This is a genomic window from Pseudomonas sp. B22129 (assembly GCF_044218875.1).
Classification (GTDB): domain Bacteria; phylum Pseudomonadota; class Gammaproteobacteria; order Pseudomonadales; family Pseudomonadaceae; genus Aquipseudomonas.
This window is the reverse complement of sequence record NZ_CP162592.1, coordinates 3,148,425-3,163,685: the sequence shown is the minus strand read 5'-3', so window position 1 is coordinate 3,163,685 and position 15,261 is coordinate 3,148,425. Positions and strand designations below refer to the sequence as shown.

General features: G+C 58.1%; 12 protein-coding genes and 1 other RNA gene. 3 read left to right on the top strand and 10 right to left on the bottom strand.

What is annotated here, in order from left to right; all coding sequences use genetic code 11:
• Positions 1–50 precede the first annotated feature (50 nt).
• The gene (locus AB4P94_RS14535; protein ID WP_395611099.1) at positions 51–422 is read left to right on the top strand and encodes a VOC family protein; all 372 of its coding nucleotides are present in this window, start codon (positions 51–53) and stop codon (positions 420–422) included.
• On the opposite strand, the gene AB4P94_RS14530 is transcribed toward AB4P94_RS14535, so the two are convergent.
• Positions 336–1,295: a DMT family transporter gene (locus AB4P94_RS14530; RefSeq protein WP_395611098.1), complete on the bottom strand. Its 960-nt coding sequence runs from the start codon at positions 1,293–1,295 to the stop codon at positions 336–338. The two genes, AB4P94_RS14535 and AB4P94_RS14530, sit on opposite strands and share 87 nt — an antisense overlap.
• A gap of 102 nt (positions 1,296–1,397) precedes the next feature.
• On the opposite strand from AB4P94_RS14530, the gene AB4P94_RS14525 reads away from it, so the two are divergent.
• Together AB4P94_RS14525 and AB4P94_RS14520 are read left to right on the top strand one after the other, a co-directional pair.
• Entirely contained in the window at positions 1,398–2,261 is an 864-nt protein-coding gene (locus AB4P94_RS14525; RefSeq protein WP_395611097.1) for a LysR family transcriptional regulator, read from the top strand.
• Positions 2,262–2,322: 61 nt separating this feature from the next.
• On the top strand, positions 2,323–3,231 hold the full coding sequence (locus AB4P94_RS14520) for a DUF2167 domain-containing protein (protein WP_395611096.1): 909 nt from the start codon (positions 2,323–2,325) through the stop codon (positions 3,229–3,231).
• A gap of 59 nt (positions 3,232–3,290) precedes the next feature.
• Here the strand turns inward: AB4P94_RS14520 and AB4P94_RS14515 are convergent, their stop codons facing one another.
• From AB4P94_RS14515 to zipA, 9 genes are all read right to left on the bottom strand, one after another.
• Positions 3,291–3,887: a hypothetical protein gene (locus tag AB4P94_RS14515; RefSeq protein WP_395611095.1), complete on the bottom strand. Its 597-nt coding sequence runs from the start codon at positions 3,885–3,887 to the stop codon at positions 3,291–3,293.
• Between the two features lies 1 nt (position 3,888).
• Positions 3,889–4,935: an N-acetylmuramidase family protein gene (locus AB4P94_RS14510; protein WP_016973187.1), complete on the bottom strand. Its 1,047-nt coding sequence runs from the start codon at positions 4,933–4,935 to the stop codon at positions 3,889–3,891.
• 185 nt (positions 4,936–5,120) lie between these two features.
• Positions 5,121–6,071: an N-acetylmuramidase family protein gene (locus tag AB4P94_RS14505; protein WP_395611094.1), complete on the bottom strand. Its 951-nt coding sequence runs from the start codon at positions 6,069–6,071 to the stop codon at positions 5,121–5,123.
• Between the two features lie 669 nt (positions 6,072–6,740).
• Positions 6,741–8,702: a hypothetical protein gene (locus tag AB4P94_RS14500; RefSeq protein ID WP_395611093.1), complete on the bottom strand. Its 1,962-nt coding sequence runs from the start codon at positions 8,700–8,702 to the stop codon at positions 6,741–6,743.
• Between the two features lie 40 nt (positions 8,703–8,742).
• Positions 8,743–9,123 (bottom strand): hypothetical protein, encoded by a 381-nt coding sequence (locus AB4P94_RS14495; protein ID WP_395611092.1) that lies wholly within the window; start codon positions 9,121–9,123, stop codon positions 8,743–8,745.
• A gap of 758 nt (positions 9,124–9,881) precedes the next feature.
• Positions 9,882–9,978: signal recognition particle sRNA small type (gene ffs, locus AB4P94_RS14490), an RNA gene on the bottom strand.
• Between the two features lie 487 nt (positions 9,979–10,465).
• Positions 10,466–11,632, bottom strand: a complete 1,167-nt coding sequence (locus AB4P94_RS14485; RefSeq protein WP_395611091.1) for a putative zinc-binding metallopeptidase — start codon at positions 11,630–11,632, stop codon at positions 10,466–10,468.
• A 116-nt stretch (positions 11,633–11,748) separates the two neighbouring features.
• Positions 11,749–14,106 carry an NAD-dependent DNA ligase LigA gene (gene ligA / locus AB4P94_RS14480; RefSeq protein ID WP_395611090.1) on the bottom strand — a complete coding sequence of 786 codons (2,358 nt, stop codon included), beginning with the start codon at positions 14,104–14,106 and terminating at the stop codon, positions 11,749–11,751.
• An 87-nt stretch (positions 14,107–14,193) separates the two neighbouring features.
• The gene (zipA, locus tag AB4P94_RS14475) at positions 14,194–15,060 is read right to left on the bottom strand and encodes a cell division protein ZipA (protein WP_178905080.1); all 867 of its coding nucleotides are present in this window, start codon (positions 15,058–15,060) and stop codon (positions 14,194–14,196) included.
• Positions 15,061–15,261 lie beyond the last annotated feature (201 nt).

Below are 15,261 nucleotides of genomic sequence, written 5' to 3'. Positions count from 1 at the left end.
ACCGGCTTTTAGACTGGGCACCTCCCCCCCACTGCTCTCAAGGAGCGTGCATGAACACCGTCGCCCATTACTTTCTGCTGTACGTTGATAGCCCGGCCACCAGTGCCAATTTCTACAGCCGCCTGCTGGGCAAGCCGCCGGTGGAACTGAACCCGACGTTCGCCCTGTTCATCCTCGACAACGGCGTGAAGCTGGGGCTGTGGTCGCGCCATACCGTGGAGCCCGCCGCGAAAATGACTGGCGGCGGCGGTGAAGTCGGCTTCTCGCTGCCCGACAACGCCGCCATCGATGCATTGCACGACCTGTGGGTGGAGCGCGGCGCAACGATCATTCAATCACCGACCACTCTGGACTTTGGCTACACCTTTGTCGCCGAGGACCTCGACGGCCACCGGTTGCGCGCGTTCAGCCTGAGCGAGTGACCGCCAGCGCCCTTCCAGGCTGATAGCCGCCACGCTCGCCAGCACGATCACCGCGCCGAGCATCACCTGCACGGTGACGTGTTCGCCCAGCAGCGTGGCGGCCATCAGCATGGCCACCGGTGGAATCAGGTACATCGCCACCGACGCGCGGCTGACGTCCACGTGTTTCAACACAAAGCCCCACGCCAGGTACGCCAGGGCGCTCGGGAATATCCCCAGCACCAGCACCGACAGGTTTTCCGGCAGCGGCGCCTGCATCACGGCAGCCGGCAGGCCTGGCCAGTTCACGCAGAGCATCAGGGTGCCGGACCAGACCATGTAGCACGCCATGGTCAGCGGGCTGTAACGGTGGGCGTAGTGCTTCTGGATGGCGAAGTACACACTCCACGACAGTGCGGCCAGCAGGATCAGCAAACCGCGCGGGTCGATATCCCCCATGCCGTGATCGCCCCAGATCACCACCAGCACGCCGATCAACCCAAGCAGCACGCAACTCCAGCGCCACAGGCTGACGCGCTCTTTCAAACAGAAAAACGCAATCAACACACTGAACAACGGCGCCGACTGCGCCAATACACTGGACGCTGCGGCCGTGACCCACTGCTGCCCGTTATTCAGGCTGGTGTGATGCAGGAAAACGCCGAAAAAACCCAGCACCAGCAGCCACGGCGCATCGCGCAACTGCGGCCGGCCGATACCCGCCACCAGCGCCACGCCCCCCATGAACACCGAGGCAATCAGGAATCGTAACAACGCCAACTGGCCGGGGCTGTAGCTGTGCAGCCCCATGTGCACGCCAATCGGCGAATACGCCCAGCAGAGGATGACGCCGGCAATGACTAGCGTAAGCTTTAGAGGTGAAGGGGTATTCATCAACGGCACTCGGAAACCGGGAAGGAGTGCCGTCAGTCTTCGCCCACGCAAGGCGCAGGACAATTAAGCGTTTCTGACTTCTGAAATCACTGGAACTGAGCAATGGAACTGGCCCAACTGAAAATGGTGCGAGCCGTGGCGCAAACCGGCAGCGTGGCCCAGGCCGCGCTGCAACTGCACTGCGTGCCGTCCAACATCACCACACGCATCAAACAGCTGGAAAGCGAGTTGGGCACGCCACTGTTTATCCGCGCGGGGCGTGGGCTGGCGATCAGTGCCGCCGGGGAAATCTTCCTCGATTACTGCGAGCGCATCCTGGCGCTGGTGGATGAATCCAAGCGCGCGGTAGATGCCAGCGCCATTCCCCGTGGCACCCTGCGCATCGGCGCGGTGGAGTCCAGCGCCAGTGGCCGCCTGCCGCCGCTGCTGGCCGAATACCATCGGCGTTACCCCGACGTCAGCCTGGAGCTGGTGACCGGCGCCTGGGCCGAATTGCTTGATGACGTGCAACACCACCGCCTTGACGTCGCCCTGGTGGCGGCAGGCGGCAAACGCGCCAAGCTTGACCACAGCGTGGTCTACAGCGAGCGCCTGGTGCTGATCGCCAGCGCGTCCAGTGAGCCCATCAACAGTGCCGGTGACTTGGCGGGGCGCACTTTACTGGTATGGCCACCCGGCTGCCCCTACCGCGCGGCGCTGGAAAACTGGGTCAAGCCCCACGACTTCAAGCCGAGCATCGCCAGCTATGCCAGCTGGGGCACGATCATCGGCTGTGTCAGTGCCGGGATTGGTGTGGCGTTGGCGCCGGAGGGCATCCTGGCGCGCTATGAACAAGCCAATCAACTGGCGTCGTATCGGTTCGAGGAACTGCAGGCCGTCGACAACCTGCTGTTCTGGCACAAAGACACCCAGCGGCACCTGGCGCGGGACGCATTTGCCGGGCTGCTGCGGGAGACTTTTGGCTAGCTGGTAACATTATATTTCAGTTATCCTCCCGCGAAATTAATTCAAAATGTAAGGGACTACCATGAATTACTTCCGCGCCCTAATGGCGGCGGCCGCCTTGAGCCTGCCTGCCACCCCGGTCCTGGCCGCTTCCACACCTGCGCCAACGCCTGTTGAAGCCAGTGCGCCCGCCGAAACGCCTGAGCACTTCCTTGCCTCGCTCAAGCAGCAAACCGGCACGGTCACCCTGCCCACCGGCATTGCAACCCTCAAACTCAACGACGAGTTCTACTACCTCAACCCCGCCGACACCGAGCGCCTGCTCACCGATGGCTGGGGCAACCCGCCGGGCTTCAAAACCCTGGGCATGATCGTGCCGAAGGCGGTCAGCCCGCTGTCGGAACGCGGTTGGGGCGTGATTGTCAGCTACAAGAATGACGGGCACATTTCCGACGACGATGCGGCGAAAATCGACTACGCCGAACTGCTCAAGCAGATGCAGGAAGAAGACGAAACCTCCAACGCCGAGCGCAAGAAGCAGGGTTATTCAGGCCTGCACCTGCTGGGCTGGGCCGAGCCGCCGCACTACGACGAAGCCACCCACAAGATGTACTGGGCCCGTGAGCTGAAAGCCGATGACGCCCAGCAAACCACCCTCAACTACAGCATTCGCGTGCTGGGCCGTGAAGGTGTGCTGGAACTCAACGCCGTTGCCGCCATGAGCGACCTGGCGACCATCAAGCAGGAACTGCCCAAGGTATTGGCGTTTACCAACTTCACCGACGGCAACCTCTACACCGACTTCAACCCAAGCACCGATAAAGCCGCCGCCTACGGCCTCGCTGCGCTGGTGGCCGGTGGTATTGCCGCCAAGGCCGGGTTGTTCGCCAAGATCGGCATTTTCCTGCTGGCCATGAAGAAGTTCCTGGTGGTCGGCGTGGTGGCGCTGGTCGCCGTGGTCCGCAAGCTGTTCAACCGCAACAAGGCCTGATTCCGGGCACAAAAAAAACGCCGCAACGTGGCTGACACGTTGCGGCGTTTTTGTTGGCTTCAGTTCGCCGCTGCAGGCGCAGAAAGGCGGCTGTACTCGTCCCGGCCGATCCAGCCGGTGTAGGTGTGGTCCTTGGCGTTGGTGAACTCGACGTGAGCCCAGCCATCCTTGAACGCCAGCACCCCCACCACATCATCCTTGACGATGTACGGCTGCTTGGCCACATCGGAACCAGGCTCCTTGCGCAGGTAAGCCTTGTCGGCCGAGACGGTCACCAGGCCGATCCATTGCGCCTTGGCAGTCTGGGTCAGTTCCAGGCCCGTGGCGATTTCCGGCATCAACACGCTCATGCAGCCCGGGTGCTGACGGCCCTGCTCCACGGTCAAGGTCACGCCATCGGACGACGGCGCCACACTGCCGGGGTAGGATTCATCCAGCCAGGTGGTCAGCGCTTGCGGCTCGCCTTGCAGGTAAAACGAACAGCTGCGGGTTACGCCCTCGCCCAGCGCCTCAGCGTAATAACCTTCAACCTGATGCTCCGGCGTCACCGCCAGCATCAACCCTTCGTACTTGCCTGAATGCAAGGTTGTTTCGCCTGCGAATGCCGGCGCAATAGAGCACAACGACAACACACCCACTGCCAGAAAACGCGTCATCTTATTTTTTCCCTTCAAGTGCCTCGTAGGCCTTTTTGATCCGGTTGTCATAGTCGCCGTAATCCTTGCCGTTATAGTTGCGCGCCATGGCGACATAATCTTTATCTTTCATGGCTTTAATCAAAGCCGGGCTCTGGCTGCAAAAACCAATGAAGGCTTTAAGTTGATTGCCGGCATTAACCTTTAATGCGGCCGCAAACTCAAACACGGTTTTGTAACCACACGACGTAAAGTTGAACCCCATGATCTGAAACATACCCCAGGACGCCGACATCAATGCCGCCTCCTGGTCCAGCGCAAAGGCGGTGGCCATGGTTTCCCAGGCTTTGGTCTGGTCCTTGTTGTTGGCCTGCCACTGCGGCCCGGCTTTTTTCACATAGGGATACGACAGCAGCGGGTGCGCCTGATCATAAATGTGCTTGGTGTACTTGCGAAACAGGTGCCCTTCAAAGGCGATCACCGGCAATTTGGCCGGGCCAAACCCTGAGCGCCCGCCAGACTCCACAGTGGCGAAGGCCTTGATGATGTTCACCGAAATGCCGCTGCCCAATTGTGTGGCAGCGTTCTGGAAATCGGTATCGGTAAGGGTCATACCCCCGTCACACGTGGCCTGCAGCATCAACTGACGGTTGCGCCGCTCAGCCTCGACCATCGCGCGCATACGGTCCAGGTACACATTGACCGTGGCCTGCACCGCGTCGCCATTGTTATTGCCAAACACGTTGAGAAAGCTCGGAATGCGCATCGTCGGAAAAGCTTTCACCGGCACCTTCACCGCCTCTTCGATCAGGCTGTTGAAGGTGCGGCCAGTGGGGTCGATCACGCCATCAGGGTGCGCATACTTTAGATGACGGAACTGATACTGGCTGATGCACTGCACCAACTGGCCGTCGCACTTGCCGTTTTCGGCCAGCGGAAAACCCATCTTGGGAATGATCAAATTAAATAAGTACTGGATGCACTGAACATCGGCGGGCAAGTTGCGTGCTTTACCCGGCGCGCCAACGGAAGCACTGATAAGACGGGGTAACCCTTGCAGGCTTTTCATGACGGACATCCTTGTTAGTTAAAGAGGTGATAGCACTTCAATATCAACTCAGCACCACTGTCATACTCTGAAACAAGTGGCTGGCGGAAGCTAACAAGTTGGTTTTGGGTTGTCCAGCAAATGCAGTGATAGCTGTGAGGCAGCTATCACTGCGCAGCAACAAACGGCAACTCATAGCGTAACCGCTATTTTTTCTTCTCAAGCGCCTCGTATTCTTTCTGGATGCGTTTGTCGTAGTTGCCGAAATCTGCCCCGTTATAGTTACGTGCCATTCCCGCATAGTCCTTGTTTTTCATGGCTTTGATCAAAGCCGGATTCTTACTGCAAAAACCCACAAACGCCTTCAATTGCTCACCGGCGTTGAGCTTCATCGCGACGACAAAATCGGTGACATTCTTGTATCCGCAGGCGCCAGAGTTGAAGCCCATGATTTGAAACATGCCGTAGGAAGCTGACTTCAGCGCAGCCTCCGGGTCCAGCTTGAACGCATCAGCCAGGGTTCGCCATGCAGTGGCCTGGTCCTTGTTGTTAGCCTTCCATTGCGGGCCCGCTTTTACCAGGTAGGGGTACGACAGCAAGGGGTAAGCCTTGTCATACCGTTGCCCGGTGTACTTGCGGAAGGTGTGACCTTCAAACGCAATCACGGGAAGTTTGGCGGGGCCGAACCCGGAACGCCCGCCGGACTCAACGATGGCAAACGCTTTGATCAGGTTCACGGAAATCCCGTTACCCAGCACGGCGGCTGCGTTTTTGAAATCCGCATCGGTCAGGGTCACGCCACCGTCACACGTGACCTCTGTGAGCCATTGCTTTTGATCGCCCCCAGCCTTGATTGGCGCCTGCCCTCCCGAGCCTGCCTTCCCTGCATCTTCAACCAGGCTCTTGAACGTCTGGCCATTGGCATCAATCACACCATCCGGGTTTTTAGCCTTCAAGCGAGCAACCTGGTACGCGGTAATACGCTGGACCAATTTGGGGCCGGACAGCCCGTCCTCCACCAGGGGTAGATCGGACGCGGATTTGATCAGGTTGAACAGGTGCTGAATGTTGCGCACGTCGGCAGGGTTGTTAACAGCCTTGCCTGATGTACCGACGGACGCCTTGATAGAAAGGAGCAAACCTTGAACGCTGGTCATGGCAATCATCCTTAATCAGGAATTGAGTGCCATCACTTCTTCACTACTCCAGCACTGGGGTCATTTGCATGATTGACGCTAGCAGGCGGCTTGGCGTTGTCCAGCCGTCATCGACTGCGCAATGCAGGTCGGCAGATGACTGAACAAGAAATTTTGATTTGGAACAGAGGGGTACTGCAAGGAGGAGCGTTATGGAGGCAACCCCACCAGCCACACCCCGGCACACAATGTTCCCGCTGTGGCTGCTGCCTTCCGGCTCTGACCAGGTGGCATGCAAGCATGCTCGGTAATCGTTGCGGGCATTACGGGGCAAGGGTTTCAGGCTTTTGAGGTTGCTGGACATCTACCGTGCGGACTCGCTGCACGGGCAGTCAGAAAACGGGGTGTAGCTAGCAATGTCACACTTCGCTGTAACACTTTGGTGTCACACCCATGACCTACATGATCAAGCGCGGGGCGCTCTATTACCTCAATCTCAAGCTACCCAAGCACCTCTTCCCGAGGTGTCACACTTTACGTTTGACTCTTATATTGGAAGTCTAGGGGCTGGAGTTTCCGAGCTTTCATTACACGCACTTTCGAAGGCACCCTGAAGTGCTTCACCAACGGCCGTCCAGCAGATTGCGAACTCGTCATGAGCAGACCGATGAGGCGGTAGGATGAATTCAATCAGTAGCCGTGCGACTCACGGAAGCCCTGATAATTGTGATACTCAATCCATTCCACCACATCGTAAGGAACGTAAAGCTGCTGCTTTGCGCGAGAGATCGCGATGTACACGGCACAGATCCTCTGATCGAATTCATAGGCATCCTTGAACTTCACGTTGGTGAGCAACTCAGGCGTCAGCAGGACCCGATTGAACTCCATACCCCCCGCATCTTCTGCCATCATCAACATGCAGCGTTTACCAGAGCGACCGACCATCCCGTTCAATCGGGTCAAATCAGCAACCTTAAATCCTTTTTCTAGTTGAGCCTCCACCCATAAAAACGACTCATCGAACAGGTTAGCGTCCCGCACCTGCTGCCAATCGGGCATGTCGCTGAAGTACGGGTGCAGCCCCATTTCACTTTGTTCAGGATTGTAGAAATCCGGCTTGAACAATGCGATAACAGTGCTCATGAAATGCCTGAGATCGTCCTGTGCCTTTTTGTCCGGCAAACTGAACGCGCAGTTGGAGTCGTGCAGGTGAATGGCCCACTTTGCCGTGTCCCAAGGGGATGCAGTCAGCACCACACAACCGTCAGGCGGCACGAAGCCCTCCGGATACATTTCGATACCAACATCAGCATTTCGAGCGCCTTCGAAGGGGACCTTACTCTTCTGAGAATGCAGGGATATCAAGGGATTGAGCAATCGCTCGACATTGCGCCCTGATCGCACGGAGTAGCTGATATTACTTTGCCTCACCTCACGCTTTCTTTGGACCGGCACGCCACCTGCTTGTTGATACTCGTCCCCTAACGTTATCAACACCTGACGCCCTCGCTCGATAATCTGCAAAAGCGACTCGGGAACATCCTGACTCTCGTCAATGAGTACATGCGTATAACGAGCAGGCACCATGCAGCCCGCGAGGCTCGCCCGCTTTATCATTAGTAATGCCTCGAACCCGGTCTGACTGCCCCAACCTGGGTTTGCCTCAACGTAACCCCACAGCCGGCTCGAATACTCAAGAAGCACCTTCGCATCTAGGCTGGACAAGGGCTGCTTGAAATGAGGCAGATGCTTGGCCGACAGACTATGTCCCCTGGAGCGGCAAAAGCCCTCAATTACCTTGAGGCAAACATCAACGGTCGCTTGCGCATCATGGCTATGAAAACCGAGGATATTCAGCTCCTCCGCTAGCGTCTGCTTGCCAAGGATCCTGGCGGGCGTAATTTCGGATTGAGTCCTGTGGACATACAGTAACCTTTGCGCAAAGTTCCCGAACGTCCAACCTGCTTTCCTATCACGCGCCCCTCCCATACGCTCACGAAGAGCCTCCAATTTTCCGGGCGTGTGCGCCAGCAATAACGTTTTATCCGGCCGCAGATACTCCATTAAGGCACCAAGCATGTGGCTCTTGCCTATCCCCGCGTAACCCTGAACATGCAGGTCTTCGTCCAAATTTGCGCGAAAAACCCTGACCAACTTGTCTTGCGCAGCGCTCAGCCAACGCTCACGGTGTATGGGTGTAACCACCTGCTCGCTGAATGGGTCGTTGCATCTACGATGGCGAATCTTGTACGCGACATCCCACTTACCATCTGGCAGCAGGTAATCCTTCGCCGATACTTCATCAGCTAGAAGAAAGCGCAGATTCAAGCCTTTAACGGCATTCAAACCGAAGTACAACTTCCGTGGATCGAACAACCGCTGCGCTTCTGATAACAACCCTGAAGCCGCTGAATGCCGGGAGTCGACCGCCCATGCAATGAGCTTGGACAACACTATCTCAGCCGCACCAGAATTGAGGTCTTTTTCTGCTGCCTGAGCCAGATTCTGGATGACCAACATCGCCGCCAGCTCCGGGTCAGTCATGGTGTTAAGTGCACTTACACCCTCGATAGCCAACAAGCCAGCACAGGTCTCCTCCGTGATGGGCAAGAACACAGGGCCAGATAAATCAAAATGTTCCGGGAGCATAAAACCTCATAGACAAGAAAGAACAGGACGTATCACAAGATCAGTCCCGGTAACAGTCTTCACTCATATCAGGGTCATCCTCTTCATCTCCCTCATCGGAATCCAAGGCCCAAGGTGAAAGACTCTCAACTCCCGGCCTGACATTATTCTGAATAGGTAAAGCGTTGCGAATGTCTTTGAGCCAGCCCAACTCGACCAACCTAGAGCGCACCAAAGAAATAGGCGCACCGAGGCTTACACTTAGATCCACGAGTAACTGGTGCGCGATGCAGATGTTGTCATGCTGGTTGTCGATATAGATGATTCCATGCCCGCGCCACTTGACATCATGGTGCTTAAGCAGCGGAACCAGATGGTCCGCCAAGGTTTCAGCCGCCATCCATTGCCATTGCGCAACATTTTCTTCGTTTGCGTCACCCATTACTGGGCCCTCCTCTGTAATCGAGCTGTGAGCAATAGCCATCCAGTGCGACCGACACACCTACGAAGTCGACCCTTTGCTCCCCCATCAACACAGCCCCCATCACATCGACCTGTTTTTTGAAACCCGCTAGCTTTCATTTCGAACAGCCCATGCTTGTTTGATCAATACTATACGCCAAGTTCAAGGCCATCCTTTTCAAAGGGATGCCCAACCGAAGGTGTAATCCAGAGGGTCCCTGGAAGCTAGACGACTTGTTCATCGACCACTGAAAGGAACCCAGGTAATTGCTGCACAGGCCTCTTTACGATCACGAAGGGTGAGACTTTAGGAAACTGCAAGGGGACTGGGGGCATTTTCCTCAATACTTCAGGAAAGGCATAGCAGCGCCAAGCACCACTACGACGCCCAACGGACGGGAGGCTTACCCCCTCGTCCCACGCAACGCGCAAAAGCTCAACAAAGGGTATACGCCCTGGAACGCTTGCGCGAACAGACCTTGGAACTAGGCCAAAACATCCCGCCCACGAATCAGCGCCTCCTGCTTGCAACGAGTTTGCAGGGGCCGAAGAGTTTCTCTATTGGAGGGAACAACGAGCGAATTAAATCCGACACCACGATTCGGAAGTAGTAGACCGAGTGGCGGGACAGCAAAAGGTAGGATGGGATGGTCGACGCGGATGTATCACTCCTTGTACCACCGCGTGGTGAAGGGTGAAAAACCGTTAATAATCAATCAGTTGAATGATTGGAGGCAACCCCACCAGCCACACCCCGGCACACAATGTTCCCGCTGTGGCTGCTGCCTTCCGGCTCTGACCAGGTTCACGGGTAATCGTTGCGGGGGGACCGATGGGGTCACCATAACGACGCCTGCCTCTCGGCAAGCGGGGCCATTGTACCGATCTCATCGGAAGTTACAACTGTTGGTTCCGGATTAAAAACATTCGATGGTTCAAGCACTTGCCTGCTGCCCCCGAACCCACACCGCACCCTGTGGGAGCCGGGCTTGCCCGCGATGCAGGCGACGCGGTCGGTCAGTTGGATCGAGGTGGTGCTATCGCAGCATAGGTATCTACACAACTTTCAGGGCCGAATTTTCCTGTGGTGAGCGGGCTTGTCGAATCGTCGCACCGCCCGCGCTGGGCTGCGAAGCGGCCCTAAAACCGGACGCGCTGGAGTACCTGACCCACCGCATTCTTCTCTTTGGGGCTGCTACGCAGCCCAACGCGGGACAAGCCCGCTCACCACAACAGCCCTATCTCCTCGGGTTTATGCGTAGAGTTAAAGTTGTGTAGATACCTATGGCTATCGCAGGCAAGCCAGCTTGCACAGAAAGCGGCTATTGCGCCTGGACGACCTCATCCGCCCGGCCACCCTCCTCCTGAATGACCAGATGAATGAAGTGCAGCTTGGCGATGACCGCCGGCGGCAACACAAAGGGGTAGAAATCCGGCTGGCCCATGCTGCGCGACAGTTCGTTGAGCATACCGGCCAGCTCGATCCAGGCATTGACGAATGACAGGAACGCGGCACCACCGGGGTGTTCGGGGTCATAGAGCGTGTCGGGCGGGAACGGCTGGTAATCCAGGTCCATCTCCCGGGCGCTCATGCCGAAACCGAGCGCTGTGTCGACAGCGTCCATCATGTGCAGGTAATGCGCCCACGTCTCGGCCCAATCCTCCCAGGGATGCATGGTGGCGTAGGCACTGACACAGGTTTGTTGCCAATCGGCGCGCGGGCCGTTCTGGTAATGGTGGTCGAGCGCATCGGCGTAACTGGCACGTTCGTCGCCAAAAACACGGCGAAAAGACTCAAGCCAGTGGGTATTGGCGATCAAACGATCCCAATAGTAATGGCCGACCTCGTGGCGAAAATGCCCAAGCAAGGTTCGGTAGGGTTCACGCATCTGCACCCGGACTTTCTCGCGATGGGCATCGTCGGCTTCCTTGATATCAAGCGTAATCAAGCCATTGGCGTGGCCCGTCATGGGCGCGTTACCGCCCAGATCAATGCCGACAAAGTCGAAGGCCAGGCCGTTTTCCTCGTCGACGCTTTTGGGCACCACGCGCAGGCCGAGGCCTATCAATTGGGCCACCAGGCGGCGCTTGGCGGTTTCCACCTTGCGCCAGCGCTCGGGGTTTTCCGCGATCGAAAGGTCAGGAATCGTGCGGTTGAGGCTGCACGCCACGCACAGGTGCGCGGTGCTGTGGGCGGGGATCAGCCAGTTGCAGGCGGCGGGCGTATCGAGATTGGCACAACGGCGGAAGGCCCCGGCGTTGAGGTTGTCATCTTGTAACCAGGTATCGGCAACCGGGCCGGGTTGCAGGGAGGACAGGCGGCTTTGTTGCGGCTGATAGCCCAGCAGCGCCGAGCAGGCCAGGCACTGGCTGTTGCGAAAGAACAACGCCTGCCCGCAACGGCACTGCCAGACCTTGCTGTTGCGCGACGAGCCTGCCGTGAACGGTGCGGCGATGCGTGAACTGAGCTGCTCGAAGTAGCGGAACATGGCGGTCTCTCCCCTGATGACAGAGACTAGATCATCTGCGGGAAGAGATCGTTCATTTTCCTGAGGGGGCTGCTGCGCAGCCCGGCGGGAGCAAGCTCCCTCACTACAGGATCGGGTCAGACGGTGATGTTGTGTGTGGCCAGGAAGGCGACAAAGGCTTCTTCGTCCAGCACCTTCAAGCCAAGCTCGGTGGCCTTCGCCAGTTTCGAACCGGCGCCCGGGCCCGCCACTACGCAGTGGGTTTTCGCCGAAACAGAGCCTGCTACCTTGGCGCCAAGGCTTTCAAGCTTGTCCTTGGCCACATCACGACTCATCAGCTCCAGCGAGCCGGTCAGTACCCAGGTGTGGCCAGCTTCCGGCAAGCCTTCGACGACTTTCTTTTCGCTGTCCCAATGCATGCCGAAGTCCTTGAGCTGTTGCTCGATGGCCAGGGCGTGACTGGCGTTATCCGCATTATCAAAGAAGTCGCGCACGGCCTTGGCCTGTTTCTCGGGCAGGGCCTGACGCATATCCAGCCAGTCAGCCTGGATCACGCCCTCCAGCGTGATGAACTTGTCGGCGAGTTTCTGCGCAGCGCCCGGGCCGACGCTCGGCACATGCAGCTTGTCGAGCAAACCGCCCAGTGTGGTGCTGGCGGCAAACTCGGCACTCAGCTCGCCTTGGTCTTGCAGTTGCAGCGCGCATTCCTCTGGCGACAACAGCGCACCGATCACTTCCTGGTTATGGCTGTCTTCAAAGAAGCTGTGAATCTCGTGCGCCACTTCCAGCCCCACGTCCGGCAGGTAGGTCAGCACTTCGGGCAAGGCCTTCTGCACCCGCTCAAGCGAGGCCAGCGAACGCGCCAACACCTTGGCCGTCTCCTCACCCACATCGGGAATGCCCAATGCGTAGATAAACCGCGCCAGGGTCGGCGTCTTGCTGTTTTCGATGGCGGTAATCAGCTTCTTGCTGGAGATATCGGCAAAGCCTTCCAGGTCGATGATCTGCTCGTACTTGAGCTTGTAAAGATCCGCTGGCGAACCGATGAGTTTTTCATCCACCAACTGCTCGATGGTCTTGTCGCCCAGGCCGTCGATGTCCATGGCACGGCGCGAAACAAAGTGAATGATCGCCTGCTTGAGCTGCGCACCACAGGCCAGGCGCCCGACGCAGCGGTACACCGCGCCTTCGCTGACGGTTTCCTTGCCCTTGCTGCGCTTGACCAATTGCGTACGCTCCACGTGGGAGCCGCAGACCGGGCAGGTCTCGGGAACAGGCACGGCACGAGCAGTCTCGGGGCGGCGCTCAAGCACCACCGACACCACCTGCGGAATCACATCACCGGCACGGCGGATGATCACGGTGTCGCCGATCATCACGCCCAGGCGCGCCACTTCATCCATGTTGTGCAGGGTGGCATTGGAAACGGTCACACCGGCCACCTTCACCGGCTTCAAGCGCGCCACCGGTGTCACAGCGCCGGTACGGCCGACTTGGAACTCCACGTCGAGCAGTTCGGTCAGCTCTTCCATCGCCGGAAATTTATGCGCGATAGCCCAGCGTGGTTCGCGGGCACGGAAGCCCAGCTCACGCTGGGAGGCAATGCTGTTGACCTTGAACACCACGCCATCGATCTCGTACGGCAGGCTGTTACGCCGCTCGCCAATATCACGGTAGTAGTCCAGGCAGTCCGCAATCCCCTTGGCCAGCTTCAGCTCGTGGCTGATCGGCATGCCCCACTTCTGCAACTGCTGCAGGTTGCCGATATGGCTGTCGCTGATATCGGTGGTCACGCCATAGCAGCAGAACTCCAACGGGCGGCTGGCGGTGATCTTCGAATCCAGCTGGCGCAGGCTGCCGGCAGCGGCGTTGCGCGGGTTGGCGAAGGTCTTGCCGCCGACTTCCAGTTGCGCGGCATTCAGGCGCTCGAAACCGGCCTTGGACATGAACACTTCGCCGCGCACTTCAAGGGTGGCGGGCCAGCCACTGCCCTGCAGCTTCAACGGGATATTGCGCACCGTGCGCACATTGACGCTGATGTCTTCGCCCGTGGTGCCGTCGCCACGGGTGGCGCCACGTACCAGCTCGCCATCCTGATACAGCAGGCTGACCGCCAAGCCGTCCAGTTTTGGCTCGCAGCTGTACTCCACGGCCGCACCGCCGCCGAACAGGTCGCCCACCGGCAGGTCGAGGCCTTCAGTGACGCGGCGGTCGAATTCCAGCATGGTGGTTTCATCAAACGCGTTGCCGAGGCTGAGCATGGGAATCTCATGCTTGACCTGGGTGAACGCCGACAGCGCCGCACTGCCCACCCGCTGCGTCGGCGAATCCCGCGTCACCAGCTCCGGATGCTCGGCCTCAAGTGCCTTGAGCTCGTGATACAGCCGGTCGTACTCGGCGTCCGGGATGCTCGGCTCGTCAAGGACGTGGTAACGGTAGTTGTGCTGATCCAGTTCAGCGCGCAGTTCGAGGATGCGGGTGTGGGCGGCGGTCATGGGTGTTCTCTCATAAAGCAAAAGAGCAGCCGAAGCTGCTCAATATGTTAGTGCACGGATTCTACAGACAACGCTTAAGATCGAACCTCAGCGTTTCTGTGTCAGGGCGCGACGCTCGAACTCGACGATGCGCTGACGGTAATGTTCGATCGTCTGGGCAGTCAGGACGCTGCGTTGATCGTCCTTGAGCTCGCCATTGAGTTCCTGGGACAGCTTGCGCGCAGCCGCCACCATCACGTCGAACGCTTGTTTCGGATGACGCGGGCCTGGCAGACCGAGGAAGAAACTCACCGCCGGCGTGCTGAACAGGTCGATATCGTCCAGATCAAAGGTGCCCGGCTTGACCGCGTTGGCCATGGAGAACAGCACTTCACCGTTACCCGCCATGCTTTCGTGACGGTGGAAAATATCCATCTCGCCAAAACGCAGGCCGCTTTCCAGAATGTTCTGCAACAGGGCCGGGCCCTTGAAGCCGGCAGCGTCGCGGCAGATCACGCTGATCACCAACACTTCTTCGGCGGCAGGTTGGTCGTTGACCGATTGGCGTGGCGCGCTGCTCTTGGCCGGGGTTTCGTCCGGAAAATCGTCATCGCGGCTGCTGAAGCTCGGGCCGTCATCCACATCGAGGTTCAAGTCGCCCTGATGCGGCTCGGCAACCGGCGCGCTGTTGCGCTTGCCACGCTTGGAGGACGGTTCACGGGCTTCACGCACCGGCGCGCTCATCGACGGCAAGTCGTGTTCGTCCAACTGCGGTTCTTTATGGTTGTCCAGCACACGGGGCGGCCCCAGCAGCTCGGCGCTGCCGTCGTCGTCAGGCAAGTTGGACAGGTTGCGGTCCAGACGGAATTTGAGCTTGCCCTTGCCACCGCGCATGCGGCGCCAGCCATCAAAAAGAATACCGGCAATGACAATAATGCCGATGACGATCAGCCACTCGCGCAGACCGATTTCCATGTAATCCCGTGCCTCTAATAAAAAATGCTGAAAAATAAGGGGTTTAGCAACATCCAAACCGCTTTAAAACGTGGCGCCAACTCTATGTTCTGACTGACGTTTTGCCCACGCATACGAAAATTTGACATTAAACTAGCACGACCAAAGATAACTTTACACCGTCTGTCAAAATGCCTTGAACAAATATGTCCATTTGCCATA